Source organism: Pseudomonas sp. NFX71, from assembly GCF_048079215.1.
Taxonomy (GTDB): Bacteria; Pseudomonadota; Gammaproteobacteria; order Pseudomonadales; family Pseudomonadaceae; genus Aquipseudomonas; species Aquipseudomonas fluorescens_B.
This window is the reverse complement of the sequence record NZ_CP182230.1, coordinates 6309643-6330749: the sequence shown is the minus strand read 5'-3', so window position 1 is coordinate 6330749 and position 21107 is coordinate 6309643. Positions and strand designations below refer to the sequence as shown.

Here is a 21107-nt window from a genome sequence, read left to right as displayed (position 1 = left end):
GCTTAGCGGTCCACGTCGGCCATAACGAAATCGATACTACCCAGGTACGCGATCAAGTCCGCGACCATGCTGCCTTTGATCACCGAAGGGATCTGCTGCAGATGCGGGAAGCTTGGGGTGCGAATCCGGGTGCGGTAGCTCATGGTGCCGCCATCGCTCGTCAGGTAATAACTGTTGATGCCCTTGGTCGCTTCGATCATCTGGAAGGATTCGTTGGCCGGCATGACCGGGCCCCACGAAACTTGCAGGAAGTGCGTGATCAGGGTCTCGATGTGTTGCAGCGTGCGTTCTTTCGGCGGCGGGGTAGTCAGCGGGTGATCCGCCTTGTACGGGCCTTCCGGCATGTTGCGCATGCACTGCTCGATGATCTTGATGCTCTGGCGCATTTCTTCGACACGCACGATGCAACGATCGTAGGCATCGCCATTGGCGGCCAGCGGCACTTCGAATTCGAAGTTCTCGTACCCGGAGTACGGGCGGGCTTTACGCAGGTCGAAGTCGCAACCGGTCGAACGCAGGCCTGCACCGGTGACGCCCCATTCGAAGGCCTCTTTGGTGTTGTAGGCGGCGACGCCGATGGTCCGGCCTTTGAGGATGCTGTTGTCCAGCGCGGCTTTCTGGTATTCGTCCAGACGCTTTGGCATCCACTCGACGAAATCCTTCACCAGTTTTTCCCAGCCGCGCGGCAGGTCGTGGGCGACGCCACCGATGCGATACCAGGCCGGGTGCAGACGGAAACCGGTGATGGCTTCGATCACCGTGTACGCCTTCTGACGGTCGGTGAAGGTGAAGAATACCGGGGTCATGGCGCCGACGTCCTGGATGTAAGTCCCCAGGAACAGCAGGTGGCTGGTGATCCGGAAGAACTCGGCCATCATGATGCGGATGACGTCGACCTTCTCGGGCACCTTGATACCGGCGAGCTTCTCGACCGAGAGCACGTACGGCAGGTTGTTCATCACGCCGCCGAGGTAGTCGATACGGTCGGTGTACGGGATGAAGCTGTGCCAGGACTGACGCTCGGCCATCTTCTCGGCACCACGGTGGTGGTAACCGACGTCCGGCACGCAGTCGACGATCTCTTCGCCGTCCAGCTGCAGGATGATGCGGAACGCACCGTGCGCGGAAGGGTGGTTCGGGCCGAGGTTGAGGAACATGTAGTCCTCGTTCGCACCGGAACGCTTCATGCCCCAGTCTTCAGGCTTGAAGCGCGCGGCTTCTTCCTCAAGCTGTTGTTTGGCCAGGGTCAGGCTGAACGGGTCGAACTCGGTGGCACGGGCCGGGAAGTCCTTGCGCAGCGGGTGACCTTCCCAGGTCGGCGGCATCATGATGCGGGTCAGGTGCGGGTGACCTTTGAAGTCGATGCCGTACATGTCCCAGACTTCACGTTCGTACCAGTTGGCGTTCGGCCAGATGCCGGTGACGGTCGGTACGCTGAGGTCACTCTCGGACAAGGCGACCTTGATCATCACGTCGCTGTTACGTTCGATCGACATCAGGTGATAGAACACAGTGAAGTCGGCGCCGCTTGGCAGCCCTTGACGCTTGGTGCGCAGACGCTCGTCCACGCCGTGCAGGTCATAGAGCATGACGTACGGCTTGGGCAGGTTGCGCAGGAAGGTCAGGACTTCGACGAGTCTGGCGCGGGCAACCCAAAGCACCGGCATGCCGGTGCGGGTAGGCTGGGCGGTGAATGCCTCGGGGCCAAAACGGTTGTTCAGTTCGACGACCACATCCTGGTCGTCTGCCTTGTAAGGCGGGATGTACAGAGCACTGCCTGTAGTCATGGTTATTTATCGCTTTCGGTCAACGTAAAGAATGAAGCCAGTGTCTCGTTCTATTAAAGAAGCAGATCTGGATCAGACTTCGTCGGGGCTGCGCAGGTTGGTGACTGCGATTCGCTGTTCGCGGCGCTTTTCCTTCTCGGAAGGCATCTCGGCGCGGTAAACGCCTTGATCACCAACGACCCAGGAAAGCGGACGACGCTCCTGTCCAATCGACTCCTGCAAGAGCATCAAGCCTTGCAGAAAAGCTTCAGGACGGGGCGGGCAGCCAGGCACGTAGACGTCCACGGGCAGGAACTTGTCCACCCCTTGAACGACAGAGTAGATGTCGTACATGCCACCGGAGTTGGCGCACGAACCCATGGAAATTACCCATTTAGGTTCGAGCATTTGCTCGTAGAGACGCTGGATGATCGGCGCCATCTTGATGAAGCAGGTACCGGCGATAACCATGAAATCCGCCTGGCGCGGCGATGCCCGGATAACCTCGGCGCCAAAGCGCGCGATGTCGTGGGGCGCCGTGAAGGCGGTGGTCATTTCCACGTAGCAGCACGAAAGACCGAAGTTATACGGCCACAGGGAGTTCTTGCGCCCCCAGTTGATCGTGCCGTTAAGCACGTCTTCGAGCTTGCCCATGAAGATATTTTTGTGGACTTGATCTTCTAACGGATCGGAAACGGTTTCCCGTTCGCCAATCGGATACTGCTCGTTAGGAGCATCGGGGTCGATCCTGGTGAGATTGTATTGCATTGCCAAAGCCTCATTGTTTCAGCTTCGCCTGCCGCTTGCGACGAGCTTCCGGAGCCCAGTCAAGGGCGCCCACTCGGAACAGGTAGACAAGACCTGCCAACAGAATTGCTATGAAAACGAGAGCTTCGACGAATCCGGTCCAGCCGCTTTCGCGGACGGACACAGACCAGGCAAAGAGAAAGAGGGCTTCGATATCGAAGATCACGAAGAGCATCGCGACCAGATAGAATTTGGCTGAGAGCCGCAAGCGGGCGCCACCTGTAGGTAGCATGCCGGACTCGAACGGTTCGTTTTTGCTGCGGCCCCAGGCTTTTGACCCGAGGAGGCTGGAGACGCCGAGCATGAAGGCGCACAGGCCGACAACGCCCAGAAGGAAAATGGCAAAGCCCCAGTTGTGGGCCATGAGTCCTGTCGCTTCGGGCATGCTGGTAATCCTTAACAGAGAGCAAAGGTCTCTGAGCTTGAAAAGAAACAAAGCAGTGACGATATGTCGCAGCAATCAATCCCGCTGATTTTATGGCACAACACCGTGCAAGTAAAATTCAGATAGCGAAATTATTTAGCGGAATAAGGACATAGCAAGCCTCCCAACCCACGCAGCCCATGCGTTGCGGGCATTAGCAGGGTTTTCATCAATATTGTTTTGTAGGGAATGTAACGAACATAGTTGCAGCTAAATGATAATCAATATTGTTTGGCTTGGTTTTTAAAGTGTTTAGCGGGTGGGTGGCCGGAAAGTTGTCTTATATGCGCGTTACTGCAAGTAGCGGGCAGGGTCGTTTTACCGTGTTTTCCTGATCGTAAGAATGCTCTGGATCAAGGTTTTTTGTCCGGACTCCTGCAGGGGTTTGCAGGGCCGGTGAAAAATCACAGGCAAAAAAACGCCCCGAACCAGTCGGGGCGTCAGATGTGCGGCGTTGCGGTTAGCTTTTATTCGGTCCGCAACGGCCGTTTGTTTCGGTGAGTCAGATCAGTGGAACTGTTCTTCTTCAGTCGAACCGGTCAGCGCGGTAACCGAAGACGAGCCACCCTGGATCACGGTGGTCATGTCGTCGAAGTAGCCGGTGCCCACTTCCTGCTGGTGAGCCACGAAGGTGTAACCCTTGGCGGCGTCAGCGAATTCCTGCTCTTGCAGTTTCACGTAGGCAGTCATGTCGTTGCGGGCGTAGTCGTGCGCCAGGTTGAACATGCTGTGCCACATGTTGTGAATGCCGGCCAGGGTGATGAACTGGTGCTTGTAACCCATGGCGGACAATTCGCGCTGGAACTTGGCGATGGTCGCGTCGTCCAGGTTTTTCTTCCAGTTGAAGGAAGGCGAGCAGTTGTACGACAGCAGTTGGTCCGGGTATTCCTTTTTGATCGCTTCAGCGAAGCGACGAGCCTCGTCCAGATCCGGCTTGGCGGTTTCACACCAGATCAGGTCGGCGTACGGCGCGTAAGCCAGGCCGCGAGCGATCGCCTGGTCGAGACCGGCGCGCACTTTGTAGAAGCCTTCCTGAGTACGTTCGCCAGTCACGAATGGCTGGTCGTACGGGTCGCAATCGGACGTCAGCAGGTCAGCCGCGTTGGCGTCGGTACGAGCCAGGATGATGGTCGGCGTGCCGGCAACGTCAGCTGCCAGACGAGCGGCGGTCAGCTTCTGCACAGCTTCCTGGGTAGGAACCAGTACCTTGCCGCCCATGTGGCCGCATTTTTTCACGGAAGCCAGTTGGTCTTCGAAGTGAACGCCGGCGGCGCCTGCTTCGATCATGCTCTTCATCAGCTCGTAAGCGTTCAGTACGCCGCCGAAACCGGCTTCAGCGTCTGCCACGATTGGAGCGAAGTAGTCGATGTAGCCTTCGTCGCCCGGGCCTTTACCGGCTTTCCACTGGATCTGGTCAGCACGACGGAACGAGTTGTTGATGCGCTTGACCACGGTTGGAACCGAATCCACCGGGTACAGCGACTGGTCCGGGTACATCGATTCGGCGGAGTTGTTGTCCGCCGCGACTTGCCAGCCCGACAGGTAGATCGCCTGGATACCGGCTTTGACTTGTTGTACAGCCTGGCCGCCGGTCAGGGCGCCCATGCAGTTGACGAAATCTTTCTCAGGACGGAAGGACGGCTTGGCGCCCTGGGTAACCAGGTTCCAAAGCTTCTCGGCGCCCAATTTTGCAAAGGTGTGCTCAGGTTGAACCGAGCCACGCAGGCGGACGACGTCAGCAGCGGAGTAAGCGCGTGTCACGCCTTTCCAGCGTGGGTTTTCAGCCCAGTCTTTTTCGAGGGCTGCAATTTGCTGTTCGCGTGTCAGTGCCATGGAGATAAACCTCGTCGCATAGGTCTTGGGTGGAAAATTCCTGCTCCAGCCGAACACGCAATTTCAAAGGGGCGCATGAGGCAGCTCGCTGACCAGAAGCTTAGGCGGTCAAGGGGTATTTGGCGGGATTGGCGACAGGATGAACGATGGGCTCGAGGGGAAGTGAGCAGGTAAGGGCGGACTGGCGGGCGCATTCGGGCGTCGTGGGCCTCTATACGAACTTCAGTGTGATGCCGGGTTTACCTAAATACGCTTCCGTCCCTCGGGACAACTTCGTTCCAGTCGGCAACCTCGTCAAACACACCTTGTGGGCGGTACAGACACGAAACGGCTCGCGGGGTAGATGCGAGCATCGCTTCGAAGGCCCTTGCCAGGGCCCCTGATTAGCGGGAGCGAGGCCATCATGCCTTTGCTTTTTTGGCTCGTCAAACGTTTTGTAGTGCTTTTTTTCAAGCACTACATCTTTGGTCTAATACGACTAATCAGTCAGTTTTCGGTGGTTTAGTCCAAAGTATCGACTTTCACCCGCAGGGTCATGTCATCCCGGCCCTGGGTCGAGTAGCTGCGGGTCAGGCCTTGTTTGTCGGCCTGAGTCTGGCGGTTCACGCCGGCCAGGGTGATCCATTCGCCCAGGCGTCCGGTGACGGTTGTGTCGGTGCTTTGCACATTCACTACATCGGGACGTTCCTGGCTCATGCGGTCACGGTTGGTACTGATCGACAGGTGAACGATGTCGCCGGTGACGCTCGCGGTAACGTAGAAACCCTGGGTGACGTTGCGGTATTCGGTCTGGCTGCGCAGGTCGCCGTAGGAGTCGATCTGCGTACTGGTCAGCGGTACGCTTTGTCCGACCTGGATCAGTGCCGGTGAGCCTTCGCTGGCCTGGACTTGCTGAATGCCGCCGTCACGGCTTTCGGTGCTGCGATTGATGATTCGGGTCTGGCTCGGTTTGGCGCCATTGACTGAATAACCCTGGTCGCCCTGGAAGTTGTTTTCGTTGGTATCGACGGTAATCAGCAGGCGTTTTGGCTGAGTATCGAGTTGGGCAACAAGGGCTTTAAGTTCGTCGATCTTGCGCTGATCGGCATTGACGATCAGCTGGTTGCCATAGGCGCTGACCTGGCCATCCTTGCCGATGAAATCCTGGGCCATCGGCAGCATGTCGGCGCTGGTGCGGTAGTTCAACGGCACGATCTCGGTGGCGGCCATGACCGAAAGACTGCAGGTCAACAGCAGCGTGGTGAGCAGGGTGCGTAGGGACATATCCGTTATCTCCGACTTCTTGATGTCTTGAGTTTGCCAGTTTGTCGGCCCGCCGTGGGGCAAGTTGAATCGTAGACAGCAAAACGCCCCGACATCATGTGATGACAGGGCGTTTTGTGCAGTGCTTTGAAGCTTTTGTGGCGAGGGAGCTTGCTCCCGCTGGGCTGCTTAGCCGTCCAACGTTTTTGGGGCCGCTTCGCGCCCCAGCGGGAGCAAGCTCCCTCGCCACAGGGGCTCAGGCGGAATGTCGCACCATGTCCACATGCGGAATCCCGGCTTCCAGGAATTCCTCACTGACCAGGCTGAAGCCCAGGCGCTCATAGAACGCCGTCGCCTGAACCTGCGCGCTCAGCATCTGCTGCTTCAAGCCGCGCTTCTCGGCTTCACCGATCACCGCTTGCATCAGCGCATCGCCCACTTTCAAGCCGCGCCAGTCTTTCAGCACCGACACCCGGCCAACATGCCCGTCGGGCAGCAGGCGGGCGGTGCCAATCGGAAAGTCGCCTTCGAAGGCCAGAAAATGCACCGCTGTTGCATCATCTGCATCCCATTCCAGTTCAGGCGGAACGGATTGCTCGGCGATGAACACCGTCTCACGAATGCGCCGGATCTCGGCGTTATCCTTTTGCCAGTCTGCGACACGTACGTGAATTTTATTCATCAGCAAACCCCAGGCTTCCTTGCTTGATCAGTTCGCACAGCAAGCCGCGGCTGTCTTCGTCGGTCAGCCACTCGCCCAGATTGTCGGCGTGCAGGGAGTCGGCAGCACAGATCATTTTCAACAGCTCACGCAGCTTGCCTGGCAGGTAACGGCTCTGGCCGCTGGCGAACAGCAACAGGTCGTCATCGACTTCGGACCAGGCCAGGCGTGCGCTCGGGTTGCGGATCAGTATTGCGCCTTGCTCCAGGCTGGCAAGCAGGTCGTCTTCTTCGATCTCTTCCGGGCCTACCACGAGTTCCGGGTAGCGCGGCTCGGTCATGTACTGGCCAAACCAGGTCAGCAGCAGGCGCTCGTCGCTCATGTGCTCGGCCAGCAAGGCTTTCAGGCGATCAAGGGCGTCGTGCTGAATCTGGTGCGGATCGACCGCCGGCAGGGCGTCGGCATCGGTGTAGCGCTCTTCATCGGTCAGGAACTGGCTGAGGAAGTCAGTGAAGTGAGTCAGCACTTCAGAAGCGCTCGGGGCGCGGAAGCCGACCGAGTAGGTCATGCAGTCATCAATCGCAACACCGCAGTGGGCCAGGCGCGGCGGCAGGTAGAGCATGTCGCCAGGTTCCAGGACCCACTCATCGGTGGCTTCGAAATCAGCGAGGATGCGCAGGTCCGCGTGTTGCAGCAACTTGCTCTCGGAATCGCACATCTGGCCGATTTTCCAGTTGCGCTTGCCGTGACCCTGCAGCAGGAACACATCGTAGTTATCGAAGTGCGGACCGACGCTGCCACCCGGGGCGGCGAAGCTGATCATCACGTCGTCGACGCGCCAGCTCGGCAGGAAGCGGAAGTTTTCCAGCAGCTCAGAAACTTCCGGAACGAACTGGTCAACCGCTTGAACCAGCAGGGTCCAGTCACGTTCCGGCAGTTTGCTGAATTCGTCTTCGGCGAACGGACCGCGACGCAATTCCCAAGGGCGCTCGCCGTTTTCGATTACCAGGCGCGATTCAACTTCTTCTTCCAGCGCCAGGCCGGCCAATTCGTCGGCGTCGATCGGGCTTTCGAAATCAGGAATTGCCTGACGGATCAGCAGCGGTTTTTTCTGCCAGTAGTCACGCAGGAATTCGCGCGCCGTGATGCCACCCAGAAGTTGAAGAGGAATATCAGGATTCATGTGTAACCTATTGAAAAAAAGCACTTTTCAGACGGGAATAAAAACGCCCGGCGCTGCCGGGCGTCTCAAACGGTTAAAACGGTCGATCAGATGCGCTTGGCTTGCTCTACAGCGTTACCGATGTAGTTCGCCGGGGTGAGCAGTTTCAGCTCGGCCTTGGCGGCGGCTGGCATGTCCAGGCCGTCGATGAAAGTTTGCAGCGCTTCAGGGCTGATGCCCTTGCCGCGGGTCAACTCTTTCAGCTTCTCGTACGGGTTTTCGATGTTGTAGCGACGCATCACGGTCTGGATCGGCTCGGCCAATACTTCCCAGCAAGCGTCGAGGTCGGCAGCGATTTTCTGAGCGTTGAGCTCCAGTTTGCTGATGCCTTTGAGGCTGGCTTCGTACGCGATCACGCTGTGGGCGAAGCCGACACCGAGGTTACGCAGAACGGTGGAGTCGGTCAGGTCGCGCTGCCAGCGGGAGATTGGCAGCTTGCTGGCCAGGTGCTGGAACAGTGCGTTGGCGATACCCAGGTTGCCTTCGGAGTTTTCGAAGTCGATCGGGTTGACCTTGTGCGGCATGGTCGACGAACCGATTTCGCCAGCGATGGTGCGCTGTTTGAAATAACCCAGGGAGATGTAGCCCCAGATGTCGCGGTCGAAGTCGATCAGGATCGTGTTGAAACGGGCGATCGCGTCGAACAGCTCGGCAATGTAGTCGTGCGGTTCGATCTGCGTGGTGTACGGGTTGAAGCCCAGGCCCAGCTCGTCTTCGATGAAGGCGCGGGCGTTTTCTTCCCAATCGATCTCAGGGTAGGCCGACAGGTGAGCGTTGTAGTTGCCGACAGCGCCGTTGATCTTGCCCAGCAGCGGAACGGCAGCGACTTGAGCGATCTGACGCTCCAGGCGGTAAACCACGTTCGCCAGCTCTTTGCCCAGGGTGGTCGGCGAGGCCGGTTGACCGTGGGTGCGCGACAGCATTGGCACGTCGGCGAAACGGATGGCCAGTTCGCGGATGGCTTCGGCGGTCTGGCGCATCAGCGGCAGCATCACGTCATCACGGCCTTCGCGCAGCATCAGGGCGTGGGACAGGTTGTTGATGTCCTCGCTGGTGCAGGCAAAGTGGATGAATTCGCTGACGGCAGCCAGTTCCGGCAGCTTGGCCGCTTGCTCTTTGAGCAGGTATTCGATGGCTTTGACGTCGTGGTTGGTGGTGCGCTCGATCTCTTTGACACGCTCGGCGTGCTCAAGGGAGAAGTTTTCCGCCAGGGTGTTCAGCACGGCGTTGGCTTCGGCGGAGAACGCCGGCACTTCGCTGATGGCGGGGTGAGCGGCCAGACGCTGGAGCCAGCGCACTTCAACCAGAACGCGAGCACGGATCAGACCGTATTCGCTGAAAATTGGGCGCAGGGCCTGGGTTTTGCCGGCGTAGCGGCCGTCAACAGGGGAAACCGCAGTGAGCGAAGAAAGCTGCATGGGGTGTTCTCGGACAGTCGGGCAACGAAATGGGGCGCGTATCATACATGAAAAAATCCGCCGGTCCGTCGCCAACTGACCAGCGTATTACGCGTTACTGACTACAAAACGGTGTCGCGGGCGCGGTTCAGCTGCTGCGCATCAGCGGGTAAAGTTCTTTGAGCAACTTGCGACGGCTGACCACCAACTGCCAGCGATGACCACCCAACTGTCGCCACAGGCGCGCCGAACGAATCCCCGCCAACAACAGCGCGCGGATCTTTGAGGCGTTGCTCGGTTGCTGCAGGTTGCGCATATCACCGTGGACCTGAATCCGTTGGCGCAAGGTGCTCAGCGTATCCTGATACAGCGCACCACACGCCGCGATCACGTTTTCATGCGCCGGGCCGAAGTGCTCGACCTGAGACTGGATCTGCGGCAGACGCTTGCCGATCACGTCCAGCATGTCGCCACGCTTGGCCAGTTGACGCTCCAGCCCCAGCATCGCCAGGGCGTAGCGCAACGGTTCGCGCTGCAGGGTGCTCGGGTCGCGCTCGAGGGCGCCGATCAGCGCGCGATAGCCTTCGCGCAAGTTGATGTCGTCACCGCCGTAGACTTCCAGCGTGTCCTTGGGGTCGCGAATCAGCAGGCTGCCGAGCATGCACGTCAGGCCGGCTTCGGTGGTCTGGCCGGTTTTGGCGATCTTGTCCACCAGAACGGCGGCCAGAAACACGCCGCCCAGCGCCGTCAGTTGCTCCTGAGTCGGACTCATTGCTGTGCGCCTTGAAGAGAGCCTTTGCTGGTCCACGGTTCCGCCACTTCGATTACGCCGCCGCCAAGGCAGATTTCACCGTCGTAGAACACCACGGACTGGCCCGGGGTGACCGCGCGTTGCGGGTCATCGAAGACCGCGCGGTAGCCGGTGGCGGTCTTTTCCAGCGTGCAAGGCTGGTCGCTCTGGCGATAACGGACTTTGGCGGTCAGCTTGCGCGGCTCGCTCAGGTCGATCGGGTTGACCCAATAGATGTCCGAGGCAAGCAGGGCGCGGGAAAACAGGTAAGGGTGGTCATTGCCCTGGCCAACGATCAGTTCGTTGTGCTCCAGGTCTTTGATCAGCACGTACCACGGCTCGTCGCTGGCGTCTTTCAGCCCGCCGATGCCGAGGCCCTGACGCTGACCGATGGTGTGGTACATCAAGCCGTGGTGACGGCCGATGACTTCACCTTCGGTGGTCTTGATTTCGCCGGGCTGGGCCGGAAGGTATTGCTTGAGGAAATCACTGAAACGGCGCTCGCCGATAAAGCAGATCCCGGTGGAATCCTTTTTCTTTGCGGTCGCCAGTTCGTATTTCTCGGCAATCGCACGGACCTGTGGTTTTTCCAGTTCGCCGACCGGGAACAGCGTCTTGGCGATCTGTTCGCCGCCGACGGCGTGCAGGAAGTAGCTCTGATCCTTGTTCGGGTCCAGGCCCTTGAGCAGTTCGGTACGACCATCGATGTCGCGACGGCGTACGTAGTGACCGGTGGCGATCAGGTCGGCACCGAGCACCATGGCGTAGTCGAGGAACGCCTTGAACTTGATCTCGCGGTTGCACAGGATGTCCGGGTTCGGCGTGCGGCCGGCCTTGTATTCGGCCAGGAAGTGCTCGAACACGTTGTCCCAGTACTCGGCGGCGAAGTTGGCGGTGTGCAGCTTGATGCCAATCTTGTCGCACACGGCCTGGGCATCCGCCAGGTCGTCCATGGCGGTGCAGTATTCCGTTCCATCGTCTTCTTCCCAGTTCTTCATGAACAGGCCTTCCACCTCATAACCCTGCTCGATCAGCAGGAGAGCGGAAACGGAAGAGTCCACGCCGCCGGACATGCCGACAATGACGCGCTTCTTTTGTGTGTCAGAAGGGGCTGGATCACGCATAGGGATTCAATGAGTGTCTTGAAAAAGGACGCGATTCTAACAGGCCGAAGCCCGCAAGGCTAAAGAGAAGGGCGGATCAGTTCGAGACTGTAGTGTTGGCCGTCCAGATAATCATCGATACAGCGGATGATCAGCTCACTGCGCCAGTTTGCGCGCTGTGCCAGCAATTCGTCACGCGTCAGCCATTTTGCGCCGACAATGCCGTCGTCCAGCTGATAGTCCGGATGGTGCTTGAGCGGTTTTGCACTGAAACAGACCCGCTGGTAGGTCACGCCGTTGCTGGGGGCGGTGTAGAGGTAAATGCCCACCACGCCGGTCGCTTCGACATCCCAGCCAGTTTCTTCCAGGGTTTCGCGCACGGCCGCTTCGATCAGGGTTTCGTCCGGGTCGAGGTGACCGGCGGGCTGATTGAGCACCGTTCGTCCGTGCTTGGTTTCTTCGACCATCAGGAAACGACCGTTGTCTTCGACAATGGTGGCGACGGTGATGTGGGGTTTCCAGTCCATGAAGCTTCCTCAAATTCCAAAGGTTGAAACACTATCCCTGTGGGAGCTGGCCTGCCAGCGATTGCGATGAGTCAGTCACCATCAATGTTGAATGATAAGCCGCTATCGCTGGCAGGCCAGCTCTCACAGGGTTTTGTGTTGTCTTCAAAAACAGAAACCCCGGCACAGGGCCGGGGCTTCTTTGCATCCTTACAACCTTAAACCAGCGCAGCGATTGCGGCGTTGAAAGTGTTGCTCGGGCGCATGGCCTTGCTGATCAGCTCGGCATTGGCGTGGTAGTAACCGCCGATGTCCACTGGTTTGCCCTGAACGGCGTTGAGCTCGGCAACGATGGTTGCTTCGTTCTCGGTCAGGGTCTTGGCCAGTTCGCCGAACTGCGCTTGCAGTGCAGCGTCTTCGGTCTGGGCGGCCAGGGCCTGAGCCCAGTACAGCGCCAGGTAGAAGTGGCTGCCGCGGTTGTCGATGTTGCCGACTTTGCGCGATGGCGACTTGTTGTTGTCCAGAAACTGGCCGGTGGCCTGGTCCAGGGTCTTGGCCAGAACCAGCGCCTTGGGGTTGTTGTACGTCACACCCAGGTGTTCAAGGGACGCGGCCAGGGCCAGGAACTCGCCCAGGGAATCCCAACGCAGGAAGTTCTCTTCCAGCAGCTGTTGAACGTGCTTCGGTGCCGAACCGCCAGCGCCGGTTTCGAACAGACCGCCGCCATTCATCAGCGGAACGATCGACAGCATCTTGGCGCTGGTGCCCAGTTCCATGATCGGGAACAGGTCAGTCAGGTAGTCGCGCAATACGTTGCCGGTCACCGAGATGGTGTCCTTGCCTGCGCGAGTACGCTCCAGGGTGAACTTCATCGCGTCGACTGGCGCCATGATCTGGATGTCCAGGCCGGCAGTGTCGTGATCCTTCAGGTAAGCCTGAACTTTCTCGATCACCACGCCGTCGTGGGCGCGCATCGGGTCCAGCCAGAAGATCGCCGGCGTGCCGCTGGCGCGAGCGCGGTTGACGGCCAGTTTGACCCAGTCCTGGATCGGCGCGTCTTTGGTCTGGCACATGCGGAAGGTGTCGCCGGCTTCAACCGATTGCTCCAGCAGAGTGCGGCCAGCACCGTCGGAAACCCGAACCACGCCGTTTGCCTTGATCTGGAAAGTCTTGTCGTGCGAGCCGTACTCTTCGGCTTTTTTCGCCATCAGGCCAACGTTTGGCACGCTGCCCATGGTGGTTGGATCGAAAGCGCCGTGCAGCTTGCAGTCTTCGATCACCGCCTGGTAGATGGTCGCGTAGCAGCGATCCGGGATCACGGCCTTGGTGTCGTGCAGCTGACCGTCAGTGCCCCACATCTTGCCGGAGTCACGGATCATCGCCGGCATCGAGGCGTCGACGATCACGTCGCTTGGCACGTGCAGGTTGGTGATGCCTTTATCGGAGTTGACCATGGCCAGCGACGGACGAACGGCGTAGACCGCCTGGATGTCCGCTTCGATCTGCGCTTGCTGCTCGGCAGGCAACGCCTTGATGCGAGCGTACAGGTCGCCGATGCCGTTGTTCAGGTTGAAGCCGATCTGTGCCAGCACATCGGCGTGCTTGGCCAGTGCGTCTTTATAGAACTCGGCAACGATCTGGCCGAACATGATCGGGTCGGAGACCTTCATCATGGTGGCTTTCAGGTGAACCGACAGCAGCACGCCCTTGGCTTTGGCGTCTTCGATCTCGGCAGCGATGAAGCTGCGCAGAGCGTTTTTGCTCATGACCGCGCAATCGAGGATCTCACCGGCTTGCACGGTGGTCTTCTCTTTCAGGACGGTGGTGGTGCCGTCTTGAGCGATCAGTTCGATTTTGACGGCGTCAGCGGCGTCGATCAGGGCAGCTTTTTCGCTGCCGTAGAAATCACCGGTGCTCATGTGCGCGACGTGGGACTTGGAGTCCGCAGCCCAGGCGCCCATTTTGTGCGGGTGCTTGCGTGCGTAGTTCTTGACCGACAGCGGGGCGCGACGATCGGAGTTGCCTTCGCGCAGAACCGGGTTCACGGCGCTGCCCTTGATCTTGTCGTAACGCGACTTGGCTTCTTTGTCGGCGTCGCTGGTCACGGTTTCCGGGTAGTCCGGCAGTGCGAAGCCCTGGGCTTGCAACTCTTTGATCGCGGCTTGCAGTTGCGGGACCGAAGCGCTGATGTTCGGCAGCTTGATGATGTTGGCTTCAGGCGTAACGGCCAGGTCGCCCAGTTCGGCGAGGTGGTCGGCTACGGCTTTATCACCCAATTGCTCGGGGAAGCTGGCCAGGATGCGCCCTGCAAGAGAGATATCGCGGGTTTCAACGGCGATATCAGCCGAAGCGGTGAACGCTTCTACGATAGGCAGCAGTGAATAGGTGGCGAGGGCGGGAGCTTCGTCGGTGAAGGTATAGATGATCTTCGAGCGGGTGGGCATATTCGGATTAACTCTCTCTTCTTTGCTAAAGCGTGCGCAGAAACTCGAGGGGCGCCGGGTAAGCGCGTTCGTTCAAAGTCATCCATGAGCCGAATGTCGAGGTTTGTGCGCGGTGATGTTGGGTGCATCAGTCGAGCGGCAAGCGGGTGGACTGCGATAACAATCCTGCTTTTTCAGGTCCAAAGTCTCGTGCTAGAGAGGTCGGCCGTCGTGACTCTGTGGTCAGCGGGCGGCATTATACATAGGTAGCTGGCAATCTGCCGATGGTTCATATGCAACGATTCTCGTCCATTGGTCTAAAGGTCGCAGGGGAGCGTGGGGCGTAGAGTCTTGCACCGTGCTTGAGTTTGGCGCTTTTCCCTTTGCTTTCAGGCTTGTACGCCGCGAACTATGCAGCTTTGCGGCAGATGGATGGAACATAGGGTTTGCGTGCCGATTTAACTGGGGTACGCTCGAACGAAGCCAGATGTTCAATCCAAACAATGGAGTTCAGCATGGGATACAAGAAGATTCAGGTTCCAGCAGTCGGCGACAAAATCACCGTCAACGCGGACCATTCTCTCAATGTTCCTAACAACCCGATCATCCCCTTCATCGAAGGCGATGGTATTGGGGTTGATATCAGCCCGGTCATGATCAAGGTTGTCGATGCTGCTGTTAAGAAGGCTTACGGCGGCGAGCGCAAAATTTCCTGGATGGAAGTCTACGCCGGGGAGAAAGCGACTCAGGTTTACGATCAGGACACCTGGCTGCCTCAGGAAACCCTGGACGCAGTCAAGGATTACGTTGTTTCCATCAAGGGGCCTCTGACCACGCCGGTCGGTGGTGGCATCCGTTCCCTGAACGTGGCCCTGCGTCAGCAACTCGACCTTTATGTCTGCCTGCGCCCCGTGCGTTGGTTCGAAGGCGTGCCTAGCCCGGTCAAGAAGCCAGGTGACGTCGACATGACGATCTTCCGTGAGAACTCGGAAGACATCTACGCCGGTATCGAGTGGAAAGCCGGTTCGCCGGAAGCGACCAAAGTCATCAAGTTCCTGAAAGATGAAATGGGCGTCACCAAGATCCGTTTCGACGAAAACTGCGGTATCGGCATCAAGCCGGTTTCGCTGCAAGGTACCAAGCGTCTGGCGCGAAAAGCTCTGCAGTATGTGGTCGACAACGACCGCGATTCGCTGACCATCGTGCACAAAGGCAACATCATGAAGTTCACCGAGGGTGCCTTCAAGGAGTGGGCCTACGAAGTGGCGGCTGAAGAGTTCGGCGCGACCCTGCTCGACGGCGGTCCGTGGATGCAGTTCAAGAACCCGAAAACCGGCAAGAACGTCATCGTCAAGGATGCCATCGCCGATGCCATGCTCCAGCAGATCCTGCTGCGCCCGGCCGAATACGATGTGATTGCGACGCTGAACCTGAACGGCGACTACCTCTCCGACGCCCTGGCGGCAGAAGTGGGCGGTATCGGTATCGCACCGGGTGCCAACCTGTCTGACACCATCGCGATGTTCGAAGCGACCCACGGTACTGCGCCGAAGTACGCTGGCAAGGACCAGGTCAACCCGGGTTCGCTGATCCTGTCCGCAGAGATGATGCTGCGTCACATGGGTTGGACCGAAGCCGCAGACCTGATCATCAAGGGCACCAACGGCGCGATCTCCGCGAAGACCGTGACCTATGACTTCGAACGTCTGATGGAGGGCGCGAAACTGGTGTCTTCTTCCGGCTTTGGTGATGCACTGATTTCGCATATGTAAGCGAGTCGGCACAAAAAAACCGCCTTCGGGCGGTTTTTTTATGACTGGATGACCGGTCGCGTCAGTTCGATACCTTTTCATGGTGGCCATGATGGGAGGGCTTGGCGTGATCATTCTCAGTCGGCGCTGCCGTGATCTTGACGGCGTGCAATCCTTTGGGGCCCTGGATGATCTCGAAGTTTACAGTTTGCCCGGCCTTGAGGGTCTTGTAGCCGTCCATTTCAATGGCCGAATAATGGGCAAAGAAATCGATATCTTTACCATCCTCGTCACGACCTTCTCTGGCGTCGGTGTTAATGAAACCGAATCCCTTCGCATTGTTGAACCATTTCACCTTACCGACTGCCATGTTCATATCCCTCTGCAACAGACTCCATCACTGGAGTATCATCCCGTACATCCGCAGTCAGATCCTGTAAATAAGATTGACTCCGCGGACCTTTTTTACCCACTGTGGGCTCTATTGGTTGTAACACCGTTTTGCCGATAGTCAAGGTGACCAGGCAGTCGGTGTTGAAATCGTTCATGACCGTCCCCACTACTGTATTCGCACAACTGACGAACCTTTCTTTCCATGCATGCAATCAGCCAGATTCGACTAACATTCAATCAGGATCGCCCTGATTTACACGACGACGATTCCGCAGGCATTGCTGTTCAGGAGGCCAAGCCTGCTTTACAGGCGCCGCCGATGTACAAGGTGGTTTTGTTCAATGATGACTACACACCGATGGATTTCGTCGTCGAAGTGCTCGAGGTGTTTTTTAACCTGAATCGCGAGCTGGCGACCAAGGTCATGCTGGCCGTCCACACAGAAGGGCGGGCAGTATGTGGAGTGTTTACCCGCGACATTGCCGAGACCAAGGCCATGCAGGTCAACCAGTACGCCAGGGAAAGCCAGCATCCGCTACTCTGTGAAATCGAGAAGGACGGTTAATCGCCGACCACTTGGGTATGAGGTGAAGCTATGTTAAACCGCGAGCTCGAAGTCACCCTCAATCTTGCCTTCAAGGAAGCCCGTTCGAAGCGTCATGAGTTCATGACCGTCGAACATCTCCTGCTGGCCCTATTGGATAATGAGGCTGCCGCCACCGTTTTGCGTGCCTGCGGCGCAAACCTCGACAAACTCAAGCATGATCTGCAGGAGTTCATCGACTCCACTACGCCGTTGATCCCCGTTCATGACGAGGATCGCGAGACCCAGCCAACCCTGGGCTTTCAACGTGTCCTGCAGCGTGCTGTTTTCCACGTACAGAGCTCGGGCAAACGCGAAGTGACTGGCGCCAACGTGCTGGTTGCGATCTTCAGTGAGCAAGAGAGTCAGGCAGTGTTCCTGCTGAAACAGCAGAGCGTTGCGCGCATCGATGTCGTCAACTACATCGCTCACGGCATTTCCAAAGTGCCGGGGCATGGCGATCACTCTGAAGGTGAGCAAGATATGCAGGACGACGAGGGCGGTGAGTCTTCTTCCTCAGGCAATCCTCTGGATGCTTATGCCAGCAACCTCAACGAACTCGCGCGCCAGGGCCGTATCGATCCGCTGGTCGGTCGTGAGCTCGAAGTCGAGCGTGTCGCGCAGATCCTCGCGCGTCGGCGCAAAAACAACCCGCTGCTGGTGGGCGAGGCGGGCGTGGGTAAAACCGCGATTGCCGAAGGCCTGGCCAAGCGCATTGTCGACAACCAGGTGCCGGATCTGCTGGCCAACAGCGTGGTGTATTCCCTCGATCTGGGGGCCTTGCTGGCCGGGACCAAATACCGTGGCGATTTCGAGAAACGCTTCAAGGCGTTGCTCAACGAGCTGAAAAAACGTCCGCAGGCGATCCTGTTCATCGATGAGATCCACACCATCATCGGTGCGGGTGCCGCGTCCGGTGGCGTCATGGATGCCTCGAACCTGCTCAAGCCGCTGCTGTCGTCCGGTGATATCCGGTGCATCGGTTCGACCACCTTCCAGGAATTCCGCGGGATCTTCGAGAAGGACCGTGCCCTGGCACGACGCTTCCAGAAGGTCGATGTGTCGGAGCCTTCGGTGGAGGACACCATTGGCATCCTGCGCGGCCTGAAAGGGCGTTTCGAGCTCCATCACAATATCGAATACAGTGATGAAGCCCTGCGCGCCGCTGCCGAACTGGCCTCGCGTTACATCAATGACCGGCACATGCCGGACAAGGCGATCGACGTCATCGACGAGGCGGGTGCCTACCAGCGTCTGCAGCCGATCGAGAAACGCGTGAAACGCATCGAAGTGCCTCAGGTCGAGGACATCGTCGCGAAAATCGCGCGAATTCCGCCTAAGCACGTCACCAGTTCCGATAAAGAACTGCTGCGTAACCTCGAGCGTGACCTGAAGCTGACGGTGTTTGGTCAGGATGCCGCAATCGACTCGCTGTCGACTGCGATCAAACTGTCACGTGCCGGCCTCAAGTCGCCAGACAAGCCTGTCGGTTCGTTCCTGTTCGCAGGCCCGACCGGTGTCGGTAAAACCGAAGCGGCGCGTCAGTTGGCCAAGGCGTTGGGTATCGAACTGGTTCGTTTCGACATGTCCGAGTACATGGAGCGCCACACCGTATCGCGTCTGATCGGTGCGCCTCCTGGCTATGTCGGGTTTGATCAGGGCGGTCTGCTGACCGAAGCCATCACCAAGCAGCCTCACTGCGTGCTGTTGCTCGATGAAATCGAGAAGGCGCATCCGGAAGTCTTCAACCTGCTGCTGCAGGTCATGGACCACGGTACGCTGACCGATAACAACGGGCGCAAGGCGGACTTCCGTAACGTGATCGTCATCATGACGACCAACGCCGGTGCCGAAACCGCAGCGCGTGCTTCGATCGGTTTCACCCATCAGGACCACTCGTCCGATGCGATGGAAGTGATCAAGAAGAGCTTCACGCCGGAGTTCCGTAACCGTCTGGACACCATTATCCAGTTTGGTCGCCTCAGCCATGAGGTCATCAAAAGCGTGGTGGACAAGTTCCTTACCGAGCTTCAGGCGCAGCTGGAAGACAAGCGCGTGCAGCTGGAAGTGAGCGATGCGGCGCGCAGCTGGCTGGCGGCGGGTGGCTACGACTCGGCAATGGGCGCTCGACCAATGGCGCGTTTGATCCAGGACAAGATCAAGCGTCCGCTGGCGGAAGAGATCCTCTTTGGCGAACTGGCCGACCATGGCGGTGTGGTGCATATCGATCTGAAGGACGGCGAGCTGACCTTCGAGTTCGAAACCACGGCGGAAATGGCCTGACGTTCAATCGAAATAAAGCAAAAGGCGCCGAAAGGCGCCTTTTTGCTGTCTGGAGTTTGTACGCTGCCCTGCATGGGGAATTCGTCAAATCCCGGGCAAACAAAAACGCCCGGCATAAGCCGGGCGTCTTGTATTGACTTGATTAGCGAGCGCGGTAAGTGATGCGCCCTTTGCTCAAGTCATAGGGCGTCAGCTCGACGCGCACTTTGTCACCGGTAAGAATACGAATGTAGTTCTTGCGCATCTTGCCGGAGATATGCGCGGTTACGACGTGCCCATTTTCCAACTCCACGCGAAACATGGTGTTGGGCAGGGTGTCGACGACAGTGCCTTCCATTTCGAAGCTGTCTTCTTTCGACATGCAGTAAAGCCCTCGGTGTCCAATGAATGGCCCGGTGCAACTGCGCCAGGCAAAAGCGGCGTGCATTGTGCCCGAAAAATGGGGTTTAAGCCAAGGGGTTCTAGTTCAGGATGACCCAGCGCTGATTAATCAGCAGTTCGATGGGGCGATATTGGGTCTTGTAGCTCATCTTTTTGCAGTTTTTGATCCAGTAGCCCAGGTAAACCGCTTCCAGCTGCAGCCGCTGGGCTTCGGCGATTTGCCAGAGGATCGCATAGCGCCCCAGGCTGCGTCGTTCCTCAGAGGGTTCGTAGAAGGTGTAGACCGCCGACAGACCGTTCGGCAGCAAGTCGGTCACGGCCACCGCCAACAGTTGGCCATCCAGGCGAAATTCGTAGAAACGGGAAAACGGCAGGTCACGCACCAGGAACGTCGAGAACTGGTCACGGCTCGGCGGGTACATGTCGCCGTCGGCATGCCGCTGTTCGATGTAGCGCTGGTACAGGTCGAAGTATTCTTCGCTGAACTTGGGTTTGGCGGGACGTACCTGCAAGTCGGCGTTGCGCTTGAAAATGCGTTTCTGCTGACGGTTGGGCGTAAATTGCGCCACGGGAATGCGCGCCGGCACACACGCATTGCAATTCTGGCAATGAGGCCGGTAAAGATGATCGCCGCTGCGGCGGAAACCCATTTCAGACAGGTCTGCATAGACATGCACATCCATGGGCTGGCTAGGGTCGAGGAACAAGGTCGTGGCCTGCTCCTCGGGCAGATAACTGCAAGAGTGGGGCTGAGTGGCATAAAACTTCAAACGCGCCAACTCGGTCATGATCAACCCTCGGGGATAAGCTTTGAATTAAGTGTAAGCCACCGGCGCAAAAGTCGCTCAGCAAACCCAGCTGGCGCGGTTGGGCTGATCCAGATGCTGCGTCAGGTAGCGGGCAAACTCGCGACGCGGAATGGCCCGGGCGCCCAGGCTGTGCAAATGGTCGGTGGGCATCTGGCAATCGATCAGCACGAAACCCGAGTCTTTCAGATGTTTGACCAGGGTGGCAAAGCCAAATTTGGAGGCATTGTCGGCTCGGCTGAACATGGACTCGCCGAAAAACAGCTGGCCCATCGCTAATCCATACAGCCCGCCGACCAGTTCACCCTGGTCCCAGACCTCAACCGAATGCGCGTAGCCACGCTGGTGCAGTGCGAGGTAGGCGTTCTGCATGGCCTCGGTGATCCAGGTTCCGTCGGCGTAATCCCGGGGTGCGGCGCACGCGCGGATGACCGCGGCAAAATCCTGATCGAAGGTCACCTGATAGCGTTGCTGGCGCAGCAGCTTGTTCAGGCTGCGCGAGACGTGCAGTTCGTCGGGAAACAGCACGGTACGCGGATCCGGCGACCACCAGAGAATCGGCTGGCCTTCCGAGAACCAGGGAAAACAACCGTGGCGATAAGCCTGAATCAGACGATCGGCGGACAGATCGCCGCCCGCAGCCAGCAATCCGTTGGGATCGCGCATGGCTTTTTCCAGCGGCGGGAACGTCAGGGTGTTGCGTTGTAACCAAGTCAGCATGGCATCCGGGCTTACA

At 58.4% G+C, this 21107-nt stretch carries 19 protein-coding genes; 3 read left to right on the top strand and 16 right to left on the bottom strand.

All coding sequences use genetic code 11. From position 1 onward, the window contains the following. Positions 1–2: 2 nt before the first annotated feature. The 12 genes from nuoC to ACM1ZW_RS29415 all read right to left on the bottom strand — a co-directional run bounded on the left by nuoC (position 3) and on the right by ACM1ZW_RS29415 (position 14195). On the bottom strand, positions 3–1787 hold the full coding sequence (gene nuoC / locus ACM1ZW_RS29470; protein WP_017339603.1) for an NADH-quinone oxidoreductase subunit C/D: 1785 nt from the start codon (positions 1785–1787) through the stop codon (positions 3–5). Between the two features lie 72 nt (positions 1788–1859). After that, a complete protein-coding gene (locus ACM1ZW_RS29465) occupies positions 1860–2534 on the bottom strand; it encodes a NuoB/complex I 20 kDa subunit family protein (RefSeq protein ID WP_007946424.1) in 675 nt (224 codons plus the stop codon). Positions 2535–2544: 10 nt separating this feature from the next. Continuing rightward, positions 2545–2958 carry an NADH-quinone oxidoreductase subunit A gene (locus ACM1ZW_RS29460; protein ID WP_003223812.1) on the bottom strand — a complete coding sequence of 138 codons (414 nt, stop codon included), beginning with the start codon at positions 2956–2958 and terminating at the stop codon, positions 2545–2547. Between the two features lie 546 nt (positions 2959–3504). Then, positions 3505–4830: an isocitrate lyase gene (gene aceA / locus ACM1ZW_RS29455; protein ID WP_008032724.1), complete on the bottom strand. Its 1326-nt coding sequence runs from the start codon at positions 4828–4830 to the stop codon at positions 3505–3507. Between the two features lie 501 nt (positions 4831–5331). After that, complete coding sequence (locus ACM1ZW_RS29450; RefSeq protein WP_416739897.1) at positions 5332–6093, bottom strand: secretin N-terminal domain-containing protein; 762 nt, start codon at positions 6091–6093, stop codon at positions 5332–5334. 235 nt (positions 6094–6328) lie between these two features. Further along, positions 6329–6754, bottom strand: a complete 426-nt coding sequence (locus tag ACM1ZW_RS29445) for a GNAT family N-acetyltransferase (RefSeq protein ID WP_017339601.1) — start codon at positions 6752–6754, stop codon at positions 6329–6331. Beyond that, positions 6747–7916: a cupin domain-containing protein gene (locus tag ACM1ZW_RS29440; protein ID WP_017339600.1), complete on the bottom strand. Its 1170-nt coding sequence runs from the start codon at positions 7914–7916 to the stop codon at positions 6747–6749. Before ACM1ZW_RS29440 ends, ACM1ZW_RS29445 begins: the two co-directional genes overlap by 8 nt. Positions 7917–8002: 86 nt before the next feature. Continuing rightward, positions 8003–9373, bottom strand: a complete 1371-nt coding sequence (purB, locus tag ACM1ZW_RS29435; RefSeq protein ID WP_017339599.1) for an adenylosuccinate lyase — start codon at positions 9371–9373, stop codon at positions 8003–8005. A 127-nt stretch (positions 9374–9500) separates the two neighbouring features. Further along, complete coding sequence (gene hflD, locus ACM1ZW_RS29430; RefSeq protein ID WP_017339598.1) at positions 9501–10124, bottom strand: high frequency lysogenization protein HflD; 624 nt, start codon at positions 10122–10124, stop codon at positions 9501–9503. Then, positions 10121–11266, bottom strand: a complete 1146-nt coding sequence (mnmA, locus tag ACM1ZW_RS29425; RefSeq protein ID WP_017339597.1) for a tRNA 2-thiouridine(34) synthase MnmA — start codon at positions 11264–11266, stop codon at positions 10121–10123. Before mnmA ends, hflD begins: the two co-directional genes overlap by 4 nt. A gap of 59 nt (positions 11267–11325) precedes the next feature. Next, the gene (locus ACM1ZW_RS29420; RefSeq protein ID WP_416739896.1) at positions 11326–11772 is read right to left on the bottom strand and encodes an NUDIX hydrolase; all 447 of its coding nucleotides are present in this window, start codon (positions 11770–11772) and stop codon (positions 11326–11328) included. A 197-nt stretch (positions 11773–11969) separates the two neighbouring features. Then, positions 11970–14195 carry an NADP-dependent isocitrate dehydrogenase gene (locus ACM1ZW_RS29415; protein WP_416739895.1) on the bottom strand — a complete coding sequence of 742 codons (2226 nt, stop codon included), beginning with the start codon at positions 14193–14195 and terminating at the stop codon, positions 11970–11972. 494 nt (positions 14196–14689) lie between these two features. Between ACM1ZW_RS29415 and icd the strand changes: the two genes are divergently transcribed. Further along, positions 14690–15946 carry an NADP-dependent isocitrate dehydrogenase gene (icd, locus tag ACM1ZW_RS29410; RefSeq protein WP_017339594.1) on the top strand — a complete coding sequence of 419 codons (1257 nt, stop codon included), beginning with the start codon at positions 14690–14692 and terminating at the stop codon, positions 15944–15946. 61 nt (positions 15947–16007) lie between these two features. Here icd and ACM1ZW_RS29405 read toward each other — a convergent pair whose 3' ends face one another. Further along, complete coding sequence (locus ACM1ZW_RS29405) at positions 16008–16295, bottom strand: cold shock domain-containing protein (protein WP_414884307.1); 288 nt, start codon at positions 16293–16295, stop codon at positions 16008–16010. 225 nt (positions 16296–16520) lie between these two features. Here ACM1ZW_RS29405 and clpS point away from each other — a divergent pair, with 225 nt between their 5' ends. Continuing rightward, positions 16521–16883, top strand: a complete 363-nt coding sequence (gene clpS / locus ACM1ZW_RS29400; RefSeq protein ID WP_015094394.1) for an ATP-dependent Clp protease adapter ClpS — start codon at positions 16521–16523, stop codon at positions 16881–16883. Positions 16884–16913: 30 nt separating this feature from the next. Further along, on the top strand, positions 16914–19184 hold the full coding sequence (gene clpA / locus ACM1ZW_RS29395) for an ATP-dependent Clp protease ATP-binding subunit ClpA (protein ID WP_017339592.1): 2271 nt from the start codon (positions 16914–16916) through the stop codon (positions 19182–19184). Between the two features lie 142 nt (positions 19185–19326). Here the strand turns inward: clpA and infA are convergent, their stop codons facing one another. The 3 genes from infA to aat all read right to left on the bottom strand — a co-directional run bounded on the left by infA (position 19327) and on the right by aat (position 21091). Beyond that, complete coding sequence (gene infA / locus ACM1ZW_RS29390) at positions 19327–19545, bottom strand: translation initiation factor IF-1 (RefSeq protein WP_002553999.1); 219 nt, start codon at positions 19543–19545, stop codon at positions 19327–19329. Positions 19546–19645: 100 nt separating this feature from the next. Beyond that, the gene (locus ACM1ZW_RS29385) at positions 19646–20353 is read right to left on the bottom strand and encodes an arginyltransferase (RefSeq protein ID WP_017339591.1); all 708 of its coding nucleotides are present in this window, start codon (positions 20351–20353) and stop codon (positions 19646–19648) included. Positions 20354–20410: 57 nt separating this feature from the next. Beyond that, positions 20411–21091, bottom strand: a complete 681-nt coding sequence (gene aat, locus ACM1ZW_RS29380) for a leucyl/phenylalanyl-tRNA--protein transferase (protein WP_017339590.1) — start codon at positions 21089–21091, stop codon at positions 20411–20413. Between the last annotated feature and the right edge of the window lie 16 nt (positions 21092–21107).

What these genes read in the sequence shown, in the direction of transcription:
- ACM1ZW_RS29440 (WP_017339600.1), bottom strand. Translation starts at nt 7,916, where the DNA reads ATGAATCCTGATATTCCTCTTCAACTTCTGGGTGGCATCACGGCGCGC.
- clpS (WP_015094394.1), top strand. Translation starts at nt 16,521, where the DNA reads ATGCATGCAATCAGCCAGATTCGACTAACATTCAATCAGGATCGCCCT.
- ACM1ZW_RS29445 (WP_017339601.1), bottom strand. Translation starts at nt 6,754, where the DNA reads ATGAATAAAATTCACGTACGTGTCGCAGACTGGCAAAAGGATAACGCC.
- ACM1ZW_RS29405 (WP_414884307.1), bottom strand. Translation starts at nt 16,295, where the DNA reads ATGGCAGTCGGTAAGGTGAAATGGTTCAACAATGCGAAGGGATTCGGT.
- aat (WP_017339590.1), bottom strand. Translation starts at nt 21,091, where the DNA reads ATGCTGACTTGGTTACAACGCAACACCCTGACGTTCCCGCCGCTGGAA.
- ACM1ZW_RS29420 (WP_416739896.1), bottom strand. Translation starts at nt 11,772, where the DNA reads ATGGACTGGAAACCCCACATCACCGTCGCCACCATTGTCGAAGACAAC.
- hflD (WP_017339598.1), bottom strand. Translation starts at nt 10,124, where the DNA reads ATGAGTCCGACTCAGGAGCAACTGACGGCGCTGGGCGGCGTGTTTCTG.
- aceA (WP_008032724.1), bottom strand. Translation starts at nt 4,830, where the DNA reads ATGGCACTGACACGCGAACAGCAAATTGCAGCCCTCGAAAAAGACTGG.
- ACM1ZW_RS29465 (WP_007946424.1), bottom strand. Translation starts at nt 2,534, where the DNA reads ATGCAATACAATCTCACCAGGATCGACCCCGATGCTCCTAACGAGCAG.
- infA (WP_002553999.1), bottom strand. Translation starts at nt 19,545, where the DNA reads ATGTCGAAAGAAGACAGCTTCGAAATGGAAGGCACTGTCGTCGACACC.
- ACM1ZW_RS29450 (WP_416739897.1), bottom strand. Translation starts at nt 6,093, where the DNA reads ATGTCCCTACGCACCCTGCTCACCACGCTGCTGTTGACCTGCAGTCTT.
- purB (WP_017339599.1), bottom strand. Translation starts at nt 9,373, where the DNA reads ATGCAGCTTTCTTCGCTCACTGCGGTTTCCCCTGTTGACGGCCGCTAC.
- ACM1ZW_RS29460 (WP_003223812.1), bottom strand. Translation starts at nt 2,958, where the DNA reads ATGCCCGAAGCGACAGGACTCATGGCCCACAACTGGGGCTTTGCCATT.
- clpA (WP_017339592.1), top strand. Translation starts at nt 16,914, where the DNA reads ATGTTAAACCGCGAGCTCGAAGTCACCCTCAATCTTGCCTTCAAGGAA.
- icd (WP_017339594.1), top strand. Translation starts at nt 14,690, where the DNA reads ATGGGATACAAGAAGATTCAGGTTCCAGCAGTCGGCGACAAAATCACC.
- mnmA (WP_017339597.1), bottom strand. Translation starts at nt 11,266, where the DNA reads ATGCGTGATCCAGCCCCTTCTGACACACAAAAGAAGCGCGTCATTGTC.
- ACM1ZW_RS29385 (WP_017339591.1), bottom strand. Translation starts at nt 20,353, where the DNA reads ATGACCGAGTTGGCGCGTTTGAAGTTTTATGCCACTCAGCCCCACTCT.
- ACM1ZW_RS29415 (WP_416739895.1), bottom strand. Translation starts at nt 14,195, where the DNA reads ATGCCCACCCGCTCGAAGATCATCTATACCTTCACCGACGAAGCTCCC.
- nuoC (WP_017339603.1), bottom strand. Translation starts at nt 1,787, where the DNA reads ATGACTACAGGCAGTGCTCTGTACATCCCGCCTTACAAGGCAGACGAC.